The 14358-nt window shown below is 28.8% G+C and carries 13 protein-coding genes and 1 riboswitch; of the genes, 10 read left to right on the forward strand and 3 right to left on the reverse strand.

Going from position 1 to position 14358, the window contains the following annotated elements; all coding sequences use genetic code 11:
- Window positions 1-13: 13 nt before the first annotated feature.
- Window positions 14-1264 (forward strand): ATP-dependent Clp protease ATP-binding subunit ClpX, encoded by a 1251-nt coding sequence (gene clpX, locus IC174_RS00420; RefSeq protein WP_227435752.1) that lies wholly within the window; start codon window positions 14-16, stop codon window positions 1262-1264.
- A gap of 60 nt (window positions 1265-1324) precedes the next feature.
- Here clpX and IC174_RS00425 read toward each other — a convergent pair whose 3' ends face one another.
- Together IC174_RS00425 and IC174_RS00430 are read right to left on the reverse strand one after the other, a co-directional pair.
- A complete protein-coding gene (locus IC174_RS00425) occupies window positions 1325-1855 on the reverse strand; it encodes a chromate transporter (RefSeq protein ID WP_227435754.1) in 531 nt (176 codons plus the stop codon).
- The gene (locus IC174_RS00430; protein ID WP_227435756.1) at window positions 1843-2355 is read right to left on the reverse strand and encodes a chromate transporter; all 513 of its coding nucleotides are present in this window, start codon (window positions 2353-2355) and stop codon (window positions 1843-1845) included. Before IC174_RS00430 ends, IC174_RS00425 begins: the two co-directional genes overlap by 13 nt.
- Before the next feature lie 171 nt (window positions 2356-2526).
- Here IC174_RS00430 and lon point away from each other — a divergent pair, with 171 nt between their 5' ends.
- Together lon and yihA are read left to right on the forward strand one after the other, a co-directional pair.
- On the forward strand, window positions 2527-4890 hold the full coding sequence (lon, locus tag IC174_RS00435) for an endopeptidase La (RefSeq protein WP_227435758.1): 2364 nt from the start codon (window positions 2527-2529) through the stop codon (window positions 4888-4890).
- A complete protein-coding gene (gene yihA, locus IC174_RS00440; RefSeq protein ID WP_227435760.1) occupies window positions 4880-5491 on the forward strand; it encodes a ribosome biogenesis GTP-binding protein YihA/YsxC in 612 nt (203 codons plus the stop codon). Before lon ends, yihA begins: the two co-directional genes overlap by 11 nt.
- Window positions 5492-5668: 177 nt before the next feature.
- Here the strand turns inward: yihA and IC174_RS00445 are convergent, their stop codons facing one another.
- A complete protein-coding gene (locus tag IC174_RS00445; protein ID WP_227481843.1) occupies window positions 5669-7039 on the reverse strand; it encodes an MFS transporter in 1371 nt (456 codons plus the stop codon).
- A gap of 186 nt (window positions 7040-7225) precedes the next feature.
- Window positions 7226-7341, reverse strand: a riboswitch (FMN riboswitch).
- Window positions 7342-7617: 276 nt separating this feature from the next.
- Here IC174_RS00445 and IC174_RS00450 point away from each other — a divergent pair.
- The 7 genes from IC174_RS00450 to IC174_RS00480 all read left to right on the forward strand — a co-directional run bounded on the left by IC174_RS00450 (window position 7618) and on the right by IC174_RS00480 (window position 14286).
- Window positions 7618-8697, forward strand: a complete 1080-nt coding sequence (locus IC174_RS00450; protein ID WP_227481844.1) for an ATP-binding protein — start codon at window positions 7618-7620, stop codon at window positions 8695-8697.
- Between the two features lie 169 nt (window positions 8698-8866).
- The gene (locus IC174_RS00455; protein ID WP_227481845.1) at window positions 8867-9754 is read left to right on the forward strand and encodes an AraC family transcriptional regulator; all 888 of its coding nucleotides are present in this window, start codon (window positions 8867-8869) and stop codon (window positions 9752-9754) included.
- Complete coding sequence (locus IC174_RS00460) at window positions 9751-10167, forward strand: SRPBCC family protein (RefSeq protein ID WP_227481846.1); 417 nt, start codon at window positions 9751-9753, stop codon at window positions 10165-10167. Before IC174_RS00455 ends, IC174_RS00460 begins: the two co-directional genes overlap by 4 nt.
- A gap of 421 nt (window positions 10168-10588) precedes the next feature.
- Window positions 10589-11269, forward strand: a complete 681-nt coding sequence (locus tag IC174_RS00465; RefSeq protein ID WP_227435794.1) for a DUF881 domain-containing protein — start codon at window positions 10589-10591, stop codon at window positions 11267-11269.
- Between the two features lie 28 nt (window positions 11270-11297).
- The gene (locus IC174_RS00470) at window positions 11298-12641 is read left to right on the forward strand and encodes a GspE/PulE family protein (protein WP_227481847.1); all 1344 of its coding nucleotides are present in this window, start codon (window positions 11298-11300) and stop codon (window positions 12639-12641) included.
- A 156-nt stretch (window positions 12642-12797) separates the two neighbouring features.
- The gene (locus IC174_RS00475) at window positions 12798-13883 is read left to right on the forward strand and encodes a type II secretion system F family protein (protein WP_227481848.1); all 1086 of its coding nucleotides are present in this window, start codon (window positions 12798-12800) and stop codon (window positions 13881-13883) included.
- Window positions 13884-13935: 52 nt separating this feature from the next.
- Window positions 13936-14286, forward strand: coding sequence for a type II secretion system protein (locus IC174_RS00480; RefSeq protein WP_227481849.1), 351 nt, complete (start codon window positions 13936-13938; stop codon window positions 14284-14286).
- The last annotated feature ends 72 nt before the right edge of the window (window positions 14287-14358 follow it).

Below are 14358 nucleotides of genomic sequence, written 5' to 3' on the forward strand. Positions count from 1 at the left end.
GAGAGGTGTTAATATGTCTAAATACGAAGAGAAACGACAATTAAAGTGTTCATTCTGCGGTAAAAATCAAGATCAAGTAAGAAGATTAATTGCAGGTCCAAATGTATACATTTGTGATGAGTGTGTTGAACTTTGTGACGAAATTATTCAAGAAGAAATAGAAGATACTATAGATGAAGATACTACATCTTTACCAAAACCAAAAGAAATGATGAATATCTTAAATGATTATGTAATAGGTCAAGAAAAAGCTAAAAAAGCTTTATCAGTTGCAGTTTACAATCATTACAAGAGAATATATAGTAAAAAGTCTAGTAGCAAGGATATAGAAATCCAAAAGAGTAATATACTTTTATTAGGGCCTACAGGTTCTGGTAAGACATTATTAGCACAGACTTTAGCTAGAACTTTAAATGTACCTTTTGCAATGGCAGATGCTACATCACTAACTGAGGCTGGATATGTTGGAGAAGATGTTGAAAATATACTTTTAAAACTTATTCAAGCTGCTGATTTTGATATAGAAAAAGCTGAAAGAGGTATAATATATATAGATGAGATAGATAAGATTGCAAGAAAATCTGAAAATCCATCTATAACTAGAGATGTTAGTGGAGAGGGTGTTCAACAAGCTCTTTTAAAAATATTAGAAGGTACTGTTGCAAATGTCCCACCACAAGGAGGAAGAAAACATCCTCATCAAGAATTTTTAAAGATAGATACTACAAATGTATTATTTATATTAGGTGGAGCTTTTGATGGGCTAGAAAAGATAATCCAAAAACGTGGTGGAGATAAGACACTAGGATTTGGAGCTAAGATAGAAAGTAAAAAAGAATTAGATTTAGGGAAGTTATATGAAAAAGTACTTCCAGAGGATTTATTAAAGTATGGTATAATACCTGAATTTATAGGAAGAATACCAGTTTTAGCTACTTTAGAATTGCTGGATGAAGATGCACTAATGCAAATACTACAACAACCTAAAAATGCTCTAGTAAAACAATATAAGAAATTATTAGAGTTAGATGATGTTGAACTAGAATTTGAAGATGATGCTCTTCGTGCAATAGCTAAAAAGGCTATAGAAAGAAATACAGGAGCTAGAGGACTTAGAAGTATAGTTGAAAGTGTAATGATGGAAACTATGTTTGAAGTACCATCTAGAGATAATATAAAGAAGGTTATAGTAACAGAGAAATCTGTGAACGAAGACTCAGTAAATCCTATCATAGTACTTAAGGATCAAGAGGAAAGTGCATAAGATGATGAAAAGGAGCTTTAAAAGGCTCCTTTTTTTATGCTAATATGAAATTAGGTATTATTATGATAAAAATGTGAGTAGAATACCTATAATACCAAAGACGAATACAATTGCAATAGAGCCAATTTTTCCCTTATATAGAAGATAGAATGATGCTGCAAATGCGATTATTCCATATAAGTCCCAATTAACTTCTTTTGCAGATGAAAAAGCGGCTGACAGTATAAAACCTAGAGTAATTGGTCTAAGTACCATTAATAAATTCTCTACCTTTTTATTATTTTTGAACTTAGCAAATAACTTTGATATAATGGTTAAACCTACTAATGCAAATACTGTAACACCGATAGTTGCAGATAAAGAACCAAAAAAACCAGCAGTCTTAAATCCAACAAATGTAGCACTATTTATTGCTACAGGACCTGGCGTAGATTGTGATATAGCAAGTAAATCTAAGAACTCTTGATTAGTTATAAGGTGGTATTTAGATATAAATTCTTGTTGAATAAATGGTAGCATAGCATAACCACCACCAAAACTAAAGGCTCCTATTTTAAGGAATATTAAGAAGAGTAGTGTTATTTCTGACATAGACTATATACACCTCCTCCAATTATTAAATAAATAGGACTTATATTGAATACACCAACAGATAAAACTGCTATAATTAATAGTAGTATGTTAGTTTTAGACTTTGGCAGTTTCTTAAACATGCTTGTAAAAGAATACAATATAAGAGCTATTACTACAGGCGCAACTCCTTTAAAAAATCCATCTAGAATTTTAGATGAGGAATTTTTAAAGTATAAATATGACAATACTAAGACTATACAAAATGACGGTAGAGCAGAGCCTAGGGTACATATAAGAACTCCTGGTATACCATAAAGCTTATATCCTAATAATACAGATATATTAATTGCTAGTACTCCAGGATAACTTTGAGCTATGGATAGATAATCGATAAATTCTTCCTGCTCTAAAAGTTTTTGTTTGTTTACAAGTTCATCTTGTATAAGAGGAACCATAGCGTATCCACCACCAAATGTAAACGCACCAATTTTTAAAAAGGTTAAAAACAATTTCAACATAATAGAAACCTCCAAATGATAAATAACATCTAAGTATACTAACATTAATATTATATCATAATAAAATAATAATATAATATGCCAAGAAGTTATTGTTAATGTTGAAAATTAACATGTGCAAATATATAATATAAAATGCAAAATAATTAAACTAGAAAAGGAGTAATGTTGATGGAACAAAATTATACTAAAATAGATCATGAATTACCATTAATCCCTTTGAGGGGATTAGCAATATTTCCATATATGATATTAAATTTTGATATAGGAAGAGAAATATCTCTTAAAGCTTTAGACCAAGCTATGATGGATGAAGAACTTATATTTTTAACATCTCAAAAAGAAGCAGATGTTGATGAACCAGGTGAAGAGGATTTTTATCATGTAGGAACAATTTGTAAAGTTAAACAAATGATAAAATTACCAGGAGATACAGTTCGCGTTTTGGTTGAGGGTGTATCAAGAGGTAGAGTTAAAAAAATAGAGCAAGAAGAAGGATACTTTAGAGCAGTAATAGAAGAAATTGTTTTTGATAGTGATAATTTAGATAGTGAAACAGAAGTTGAAATTGAAGCATTTGTAAGAAATGTATTTGATGCTTTTGAAGAGTATATAAATATTGGAAATAGAGTATCACCAGAAATATTGATATCTTTAGCTGATATAGAAGATGTAGATAGATTTATAGATACAATAGCTGCAAATATTTATCTAAAATCAAGTCAGAAACAAGAAATATTAGAAGAATTTGATATTAAGAAAAGACTTGAACTTATATATTCTATATTACTAGAAGAGATAGATATATTAAAAATAGAAAAAAAGATAACTTTAAGAGTTAAAAAACAAATGAATAAAGTTCAAAAAGAATACTATCTTAGAGAGCAATTAAAAGCTATACAAAAGGAATTAGGTGAGGAAGAAGATATAAATTCTGAAGCAGATGAGTATAGAGAAAAGCTTAAAAAAATAAAAGCACCTAAAACTACTAAAGAGAAAATAGAAAAAGAAATTGATAAATTTTCAAAGATATCTTCAATGTCTCCAGATGTATCTGTAAGTAGAAATTATTTGGATACTATATTCTCATTACCATGGAATAAAGAAACAAAGGATAAACTAGATATAGTTAAAGCACAAGCTATACTAGATGAGGACCATTACGGGCTGGAGAAGGTTAAAGAAAGAATATTAGAGTATTTAGCCATAAGAACTCTTGCTAAATCACTTAAAGGTCCTATAATATGTCTAGTTGGACCTCCAGGGACAGGGAAAACATCTATAGTCAAATCAATAGCAAGAGCATTAAATAGAAAATTTGTAAGAATATCTTTAGGTGGCGTTAGAGATGAAGCCGAAATAAGAGGACACAGAAGGACTTATGTAGGTTCTATTCCAGGAAGAATAATTAATGGAGTCAAAGAAGCTCAGACTAAAAATCCTGTGTTTTTATTTGATGAGATAGATAAAATGGCAGCAGATTATAAAGGTGACCCAGCTTCAGCTATGCTGGAAGTATTGGACCCAGAGCAAAATAAGGATTTTGTGGACCACTATTTAGAAATACCTTTTGATTTATCAAAGATACTATTTGTTACAACAGCAAACAGTTTAAGCAATATTCCAAGACCATTATTGGATAGAATGGAAGTAATAGAAGTATCTGGATATATAGAAGAAGAAAAGTTAAATATAGCAAAACAATACTTACTTCCAAAACAAATTAAAGAGCATGCTTTAAAAGAGAATTTTGTAAAAATGGATGATGAAACTTTAAGAAGCATAATAAATCATTATACAAGAGAAGCTGGAGTAAGAACATTAGAAAGAACTATTGGTAAAGTTTGTAGAAAAATTGCCAAAAAATATGTTGAGGACCCAACACTTGAAGAAGTTGTTGTAAATAAGTCTGACTTAGAAAAATATCTTGGAAAAGATATGTTTAAATACCAACTTGCAGAGCTTAATCCTCAAATAGGGCTTGTAAATGGACTTGCATGGACAGCAGTTGGTGGAGTTACCCTTGAAGTAGAGGTAAATGTGCTTAAAGGAAAGGGTGAAATTGTATTAACTGGAAAACTAGGAGATGTTATGAAAGAATCTGCTAAGACAGGTATTTCTTATATAAGATCAATAGTGGACAAGTTTGATATAGACCCTGATTTTTATAAAACTAATGATATTCATATACACATCCCAGAAGGTGCTGTTCCAAAAGATGGACCATCAGCTGGTATAACTATGGCACTTGCAGTGATTTCAGCACTTACTAAGAGACCTGTACCAGGTAATATAGCTATGACAGGAGAAATAACTTTAAGAGGTAGAGTGTTAGCTGTAGGAGGAGTTAAGGAAAAACTATTAGCAGCTCATAGAGCTGGCATAACAAAAGTTCTAATTCCTAAAGAGTGTGAAGCTGATTTAGATGAGATACCAGAAAATGTAAAAGAAAAGATGGAGTTTGTACTTGTAGAGCATATGGATGAAGTATTAGAACAAGCTTTATTAAAGAGTGGTGAAAAAAATGAAAATTAGAAGTTCAGAGATAACTATGAGTGCTGTGAATAAATCACAGTATCCAGCAGAAGGTATCCCAGAGATAGCTCTGGCTGGTAGGTCAAATGTTGGAAAATCATCAATAATAAATACATTACTTAATAGAAGAAACTTTGCTAGAACTAGTCAAACACCAGGAAAAACTAGAACTATAAATTTTTATCTTATAAATAACGAATTTTATTTTGTAGACCTTCCAGGATATGGGTATGCTAAAATAGCCAAATCTGAAAAAGAAAAATGGGGAGGTATAATGGAACGATATCTAGAAAGTAGACAAGAATTATGTTCTATATTCCTACTTGTAGATATTAGACATGAACCTACAGCAGACGATAAACTTATGTACGAATGGATAAAACATTTTGGATATAACTGTGTAGTTATTGCAACTAAGGCAGACAAAATATCTAGAGGACAATATCAAAAGCATATAAGTATTATAAGAAAGAAATTGCAAATGGAGAGTAGTGAAAAAGTAATTCCTGTTTCTTCACTAAAAAAGACTGGTGTTGAAGAACTTTGGGAAGAAATTGTAAGTCAATACAATCAACATGGATATGAAATAACAGTAGATTAATTTTAAGTGTTTATATATATTAAAATCAAATAAAGGATGCCTCAAAATGTTTTTAAGGGAAATTTTGTGGCATCCTTGTTGTTTATAAGCAATAAATATCGGTAATTATTGTTAGAAATTAATAAAATTAGTTTGTTTAAAGATTTACTGACTTATATAATTAGTAATGAATTTTGACTAAGAAGTAGATTTTTCTGTCTTTCTCATAAAGCAAACGGTAAGTATGAGTCCTATAAAGCATACTGATGCTGCAATCCAGTAAGATTGATTACTAGCCGCAACATAAGCTAGTGTATGACTTGTAGACTTTTGATGATATGTAAGTCTTTGTGCAAAGAAACTACTGAAAAAGGCTGTTCCAAGAGCAAATGACAAATTACGAACAGTTGCAAGAAAACTTCCCCCATATCCTTGTTTTTGAGGAGGAACGTCTGCCAAGATACTACTATTGTTTGGTGAACTAAAAGAACCTAATCCAAAGCCAAAAATAATTAAGCATAGAATCAAAAGATATAATGGAGAATCAGCTTTTAAAAGTGCCATTCCAACCAGAGCAATAGTCATAAATGAAAAAGATACAGTCAGAATATTTTTTGCACCATGTTTGTCAGAAAGAGAACCGGAAATAGGTGCTATAAGTACCATAATAAGTGGATGAACAGTCATGACAGAACCAGCCATCATAGGAGATAAATTTTTTAGTTGCTCTAGATAAAAAGGAAGTAGAAAAGATACTGCCATTTGAGGAAAATAACAAGCTATTCCAATAATATTGCCTATAGTGAAATTTCTATTTTTAAACAAAGGTAAATCAATAAAACTTTGTTTAAATTTTACTTCTCTTAATACCAACATTAAAAATGCTATAATTGCTACTATTCCTAGATACCATTTTGTATTTCCTTCTCCATTCATTGCAAGTAAGATAAGTGTGGTACAAGATGCAAATAATAGAAGTCCTGGAATATCGAAACTTTTGTTTTGTTCATCTAAAATAGGTTTTGGTAGAAATTTTATTCCAAGAAAGACTGCTATAATACCAATAGGTATATTGATTATGAAGATAGAAGGCCATCCAAAGTGCTCTAAAAGTATTCCACCAATTACAGGACCACTCATATTCCCTATCCCAACTACTGCTCCAGTAATTCCTATAGCCTTTCCCTTCTCATTTGCTGGAAATGCATTAGAAACTATACCAAGTCCAGTTGCCATTAAAATACTTGCTCCAATTGCTTGAAATATTCTTGATAAAATCAATGTTGTTAGGTTATTAGATATACTACATAGAAAGGAACCTATTGTAAATACAAAAAATCCTAACGTATATAGATAATTTGAACCCACCTTATCGCCAAGTTTCCCAAAAAACAACATAGTAGCTGTTACAACCAACATATAAGCTGTAACTACCCATTGGATTTGCGACATATTAATTTTAAAGTCGGCAGCAATTGTAGGATTTGCGATATTTAGTATACTTCCATCAAGAGTAGACATAAATACACCAATACAGATGATAATTAATACTATCCATTTTTGTTTCACTGATAACACCCCAATCTTTTACATAGTAGATTTTGTTTTATAAGTACAGTATAGTTACAAAATAAACAACAAAAAAGCACCTATGTTTTAGGTACCTTAGAATATGTTTATTTTCATGAATAAATGCGGTAGTTGAAGGATTTGTATAGATTACTCATGTAAAATTACATAAAGGTACTCGTATACTATTTTCTTCTACCATCCAGATTTTACTGTCGGCTTTGGAATTTGACCAAATTCTGCCATAAGGCTCGCGGGCTTTTACCGCCGATAGGGAATTTCACCCATTTCTGAAGAAAAACAGATGTATTTTTTAATTTTATTTTAACATAAAATAACAATCGAGACAATTAGATTTAAGCAATACAGACAGCTACACCACAATATAGAAGGTTTTATTATACTTTTGGACAAAACCTAAATTAGAGTATAATAATAGATTGAAATTAAGTAAAATAAGTTATTGTCATTGCTGAATGATAAGTTTTATATTTAGTAAAAGCATAAAGCTGTAACAAAACTCGTATAATATTAATATCTTAATTAAGAGGTATGGTAAATTATGAGGAGGCGCTAATATGGAAGGAAAGATAAAAAAGGCATTTCCAGGTGGAAACACATCACAAGGCTCATATTCTTTTTTTGACTATATAATTCCGGAAAATGTAAAAAGAGTTTTTTGTTTAAAGGGTGGACCTGGAGTAGGAAAATCCTCACTAATGAAAAAAATTTATAAAGAGTTTTTGCATAGAGGATATGATATTGAATTATATCATTGCCCTTCTGACCCAAGTTCGTTGGATGGTGTAGTTATAAAGAAACTAGGCGTGGTACTTATGGATGCAACTGCTCCACATACTGTAGACCCTAAACTCCCAGGTGCTTTGGACGAGATAATTAATTTAGGAGATTACTGGAATACAGAGGAGTTAGAAAAAAATAGACAAGAAATTTCAAACTATGATAAAGATATTAGTAATGCTTTTAAAAGAGCATTTAAATTTTTAAAATCAGCAGAGCCAATTTTTAGAGATATCGAGGAAAAATATTCTGACTGTATGGACTATGGAAAAGTAAATTTAGTTACAGAAGAATTCATAAAAAGATTATTTGATGGAGTAGATAGTACAGGAAAGTTAAAGAAAGAAAAGCATTTATTTGGCTCAGGGATAACTCCTGTAGGATGCTTAGATTATACAGAACATATTTTAAAGGATGTAGGGAAGGTTTATTATTTATCAGGGGAAATAGGCTCTGGGAAAACTACACTTTTGAGTAAAGTGTACAAAAAAGCAATTGAGAAAGGTTTGAATGTAGAAGTTTATCACTATCCGCTTATTCCTGAAAAAATTGAAACTATATTATTAACTGATTTAGATATAGGAATAACTATAAGCAGTACTTTTAAAGATGAAGATACAATTGATTTGAATCAATTTTTAAATAGAGAAAAATTACTTAAATACGAAGAAGATATTAAATTTGATGAGAAAGTTTTAGATGACTTAATTTGTTGGTCAATTTTAAATCTTAAGAGAGCTAAATCAAAACATGATATTATAGAAAGTTACTATAGTCCGAATATGAGATTTGATGAAGTAGGAAAATTGAGAGATGAATTAGTTAAGAGAATCTCAAAATATGAGGAAAATATATAAAGTATGTCTGTTTAAAATTAATATTAACTAGTATATATAATCAACAGCAAACTGCTATGGCTTTGAAGCTATGGCAGTTTGCTGTTTTTTGCTATAATTTAAACAGATAAATCTTTGCACAAAAAGACAAGAAAATTTAGAAAATTTATTATAAAATATGGGGGTACATATGAAATGGCTAGATGGATTACAACAATCTATTGATTATATTGAAGAAAATATTTTAGAAAAGTTAGATTATGAATATTTAGCAAGGTATACAAATATGTCAGTGTTTTATTATCAACGAATGTTTAGTGTATTAGTAGGTATATCTGTTGGTGAATATATTAGGAATAGACGATTAACACTAGCTGGGCTTGAATTAACTACTTCAAATAGTAAAATCATAGACATAGCTTTTAAATATGGTTACGAAACAGCAGAAAGCTTTACTAAAGCCTTTGTTAGATTTCATGGAATAACGCCATCTATTGCTAGAAAAGGAAATTCAAGCCTAAAATCATTTAGCAAGATAACATTAAAAATATCTTTAGATGGAGGAAATATTTTAGATTACAAAATTGTCGATGAGGGAGAATTTTCAGTAATTGCTTTAAAAAAACAATTTTCGAAAGATGAAGATGTATTTAGAAAACAAATACCAAGGTTTTGGCAAGACTTGTTTAAGAGTAGTTTGTATAGAGAACTAATTTCTTATGTAAAAGAAAACACTATTACAAAAGGTGGGATTTTAGGAATAGATGAAATGGCAGTTTCACAAAACAAACAATTATTTAATTATTATGCAGCTGTTGAGACAGATGAAAAACCTAAAAATGATAAATTTACCTTATTTAAAATACCTTCTCATAAGTGGGCTATTTTTAAGTGTACAGGTGCCATGCCAAATTCTATTCAAAACTTATGGGTAAAAATATATAGTGAGTTTTTCCAATGCTCTAGCTATGAACCAGTTGCTGATTTCAATTTTGAACTTTACCTTGAAGGAGATAGTAATAAAGATGATTATGTTAGTGAAATTTGGGTTCCAATAAAAAATAGGAGGAGTTTATGAAAAAATGTAGAGTATCTGAGATAACAGCTTATTTTAATGCAGATGTGGAAACAGTTTGGAATATAGTTACAGACAATCGTGATTATAAATGGAGAAGTGATATAAGTAAAATTGAAGTATTCGATGATGGAAGTACTTTTATTGAGTACAATAAGGATGGAAACAGTACAAAATTTACTGTTACAGAAAAAACTAAAAATAAGCTTTATAAATTTAACATGGAAAATAAATTTTTCTATGGTAATTGGCAAGGTGAATTTTTTGAAGAGAATGAAAAAACTAAAATAGTGTTTATAGAAAATATATATGTTAAAAATCCTATTATAAAAATTTTATCTTATCTCTTTATGAACTTAAAAAAAATACAAATGCAATATGTTGAAGACTTAAAAAGAAAATTAAATGAGATGTAAAATATTAATACTTTGTATACATATAGATTTATTATAATTAAATTATATTGGAGAAATATTTTAATTTATAAATAAAAAGGAAATGAACTAGTAAAAACTCATTTCCTTTTTCTATTTTAGATTTTAATAGATTTATATTTACAATTACATTTTCTAAAGCATTAATTTTATTATATTTAAAAATTGGAAATAGAAAAAACTATTTTTAAGGCGACTTAAGTTATTTTTTTCTTCTACAGCAAAATCCAATGTACCCATATATTCGATGTTAGTAGGGTAGGGGCATAAGTATAATGTATGATATTATATACTAAAGATGAATTTTAACATATAACTCTGATATAATAAGCATATGTAAATGTTTAATATTTAATTAAAGAAAATTATCATATAAAAATAAATTTGTAAGGAGTAATACAGTATGAAAAAACAATATGTGTTTATAATACTAGCAAGTACTATTTTAGGTATGCTTGTTGGAACCATATTTAGAGATTATAGCAATGAAGAAACAGTTTATACAAGTAAGGATAAGTCAATAAGAAAAGAAATAAGAATAACAAGAAAATCTATAAAAGAACTGGCAAAAGAGAAAGATAAATTAGATAAAGAAATTAATTCAATGAAGAAAAATCAAAAGAATTCTGATGAAATCTCTAAAATAGAAAGTCTTAGGGAGAGTCTTTCATATTCAGATGTAAATGGTAGCGGAATAGTATTAAGTATAGATGCCATAGATGAAAAAACAGGAAACATTGCCAATAGCATAGACTACAATAAAATCCTTGTGAAAGTCATAAATGAATTAAAAGCAAATGGAGGAAAATACATAGAAATAAATGGTCAAAGAATTAATCAGTACTCAGAAGTTGTACTTGCAGGTAGCCATATAAATATAAATGGAGTTCCAGTGGCACAACCCTATGAAATAAAATGTATTGGTGATAAAGATAAACTATCTAGTTACGTAGATAAAGGTAGTAAATATTTAGATAGTATACAAAGTACTTATCCAATGAAAGTTAGTATAAAAGCTGAAGAAAATATCTCTATGAAAAAACTAAAAATACCTAATAAATTAAAGTATATAAAGGGTGAGTAAGATTATATTAGAGGAAAGCAGTTTACCAATGTTAATACCAGAAAAACTTGCAAAAAAATATAATGTATTTCCAGTGGAATTTCAAGATGATAATCTAGTAGTAGAAATAGAAGATGAAGACATATATGCACTACAAGACTTGAGACTAGCAACAGGGAAAGAAATTATATTAAAAAAAGAAAGAAGAGAACTTATAAGTGAGAAGATAGAAAAATATTACAATAGCTTTGAACTTGATGAAAATTATGCAAAAAAATTATTTGAAAATCTTATAGAGAAAGCTATAAAAGAGAACGCAAGTGATATACATATAGAACCATTTAAAGAGCATTTGATAGTTAGAATGAGAGTTGATGGAGAGTTAAAAGAAATATCAAAATTTTTAATAGATGTTTATCCAGCATTAGCTACAGTTGTTAAATTAAAAGCTTCAATGGACATAACAGAAAAAAGACTTCCTCAAGATGGAAGAGTAGACATAAAGCTAGATGATAGCTTAATTGACATTAGAGTTTCATCAATCCCAACTGTATATGGTGAAAAAATTGTTTTGAGAATCCTTAATAGAGATACTTTTTTAAAAGATAAATCAGAACTTGGATTTTCAGAAGAAGCGATAAATTCTATAAATCATATAATAAGTAAAAGAGCTGGAATATTATTAGTAACAGGGCCTACAGGGAGTGGAAAGACTACTACAGTATATTCCTTATTAAATGATTTAAGAGGGATAAACAAAAATATAATGACTATAGAAAATCCAGTAGAATACAAGATGGATGGAATAAGTCAAATACAAGTAAATTCAAAAGTAGGGTTGAGTTTTGACGTAGGTCTTAAAGCTATATTAAGACAAGACCCAGATATAATAATGGTTGGAGAAATCAGAGATGCAGAAACAGCTAAGATAGCAGTAAGAGCCGCTATAACAGGCCATTTAGTTATAAGCACTTTGCATACTAATGATGCAGTATCTTCTATAGCTAGACTATTGGAAATGCAAATCCCACCATATCTTTTAAATGCATCTCTTATAGGTGTAATATCTCAAAAACTAGTTAGAAAGGTTTGTAATCATTGTAGTCATGAGATTATGATAAAAGATGATTTTAGTGGAGATGTAAATACTAAAGTAGCTGTAGGCTGTGAAAAATGCAATGACAAAGGTTATTTTGGTAGAACAGCAATTTATGAAATTCTAGAAATCAATGATGATATAAAAACATGTATAAGGGATATGAAGGATTCTAGTATTGTTAAAGAAGTAGCACAAAAAAATGGAATGATAACATTTGAAGATAGCTGTCAAAGGCTAATAAATGAAAAAATAACAACATTAGAAGAATGTTTAGTGGTAAATGAAATAATTTAATTCAATTTAATAGTACAACTAAACTTTATACAATCGATTTTAATTAAAAGTCTCGATTGTAAATCGTATCTAGATAAAATAAAATTAACATATTAAAGTAGAAAATATCGAGCTTATTTAATTATAATTAATATAATTTGGAAGGAATTATAATACATGAAATCATCTGAAAGTATATTTTATAATTTAGACAAGATTCATTTAGTATTAAACAAGATTAGCAATAAAGAGCTTAGAGTAATTTGCAAAGAGATAGGTATTTTACTAGAATCTGGATGTGAAATTACAAAGATATTTCAAATTATTGAAGGACAATCTAGTAAAAAAGTAAAAAGTTTGTTTAATACAGTATCAAATCATATTCAAAATGGGAATTCCATAGCAGAATCATTTCAAATCACAGGAACATTTTCTAAATTTTTTATAAGTATGATAAAAGCGGGTGAAACCAGCGGAAACTTAGATATAATAATGAGCGATTTATCTAATTATTACGATAAAGAATATAAATTAAAAATAAAAATAATAACTATTTTAATCTATCCAATAATACTTATCATATTATCTGTAATATCAATAGTATTTATCTTTATATTTGTGATACCAAATTTTCAGGTGGTTTTTGCCAGTAATGGAATTGAACCACCTTTCATAACTAAGGTTTTAATAGGAATTTCTATAATAGTTACAAATCATCTAGGTTATTTAATACTTAGTCTTATATTGATTTCAATAGTAACTATTTATTTTTTTATAATGAATAATAACCTAAAGAAATTAATTAATTCATTTAAATTCAAAATACCTTTTTTAAAAGGAGTTAATCAATTAATAGCTACAACTAGATTTTCAAGGGCATTATCTATTTTGCTTAGTAGTGGAATACAAATAGTGGATGCAATAGAGATGTCAGCAAGTGTCATAGATAATGAATTCATTTATGAGAGACTAAAGATTTCTAATAATTATATAAAAAAAGGAAATAGTATAGGTAAGTCTTTGAATCTAGCAAATATATTTCCTAAGTTATTTGTTTCAATGGCAAATACAGGTGAAGAAAGTGGAAAACTCGATAAGAGTCTAGATGTAATAAACAGATTTTATGAAAATGAATTAAATAATAAAATAGAGCAGATAATGAAATTTGTAGAGCCTGTAATAATTGTATTCATGGGATTTATTGTTGGAGTTTTTGTTTTATCAATGGTTATTCCAATGTTTGATGCAATTACTAGTTTCTAATATAAAAATAAATTTTACTAAATAAAACTTTTAAAAAGGAGCGAAAATTTAATTGATAAATAAAAAACGAAAAGGATTTACACTTGTTGAGATGATTGTAGTAGTAACAATTTTAGGCGTTATATCTAGTATAGCATTAGTTAAATATGGTAAGGTCCAAGAAAGTGCTAAGATAAATGCGGATTATACAAACGCAGCTAATATAGTAACCGCAGCGAGTATGGCTATTAATGATGATGAAAATATAGCGGAATCTCTAAGTGTAGAATCACTTAAAGAAAAAGGTTATCTAAGTACAGTTCCAGTTCCTCAAAGTACATCAGGTAAGTTTGAACTTGTTATAAGTGATGATGGTACAGATATAAGTGTAAATGTAAACTCAAAACAATTTTATCCAAGATAATATTTATTTTTATGCGTTTTTAGTGTCAAATTGTAAAGATATTTTTAGTATTAAATTATAATGAATTGTAGA

The sequence above is a fragment of the Clostridioides sp. ES-S-0001-03 genome, assembly GCF_020676075.1.
In the GTDB taxonomy this organism is placed as follows: domain Bacteria; phylum Bacillota; class Clostridia; order Peptostreptococcales; family Peptostreptococcaceae; genus Clostridioides.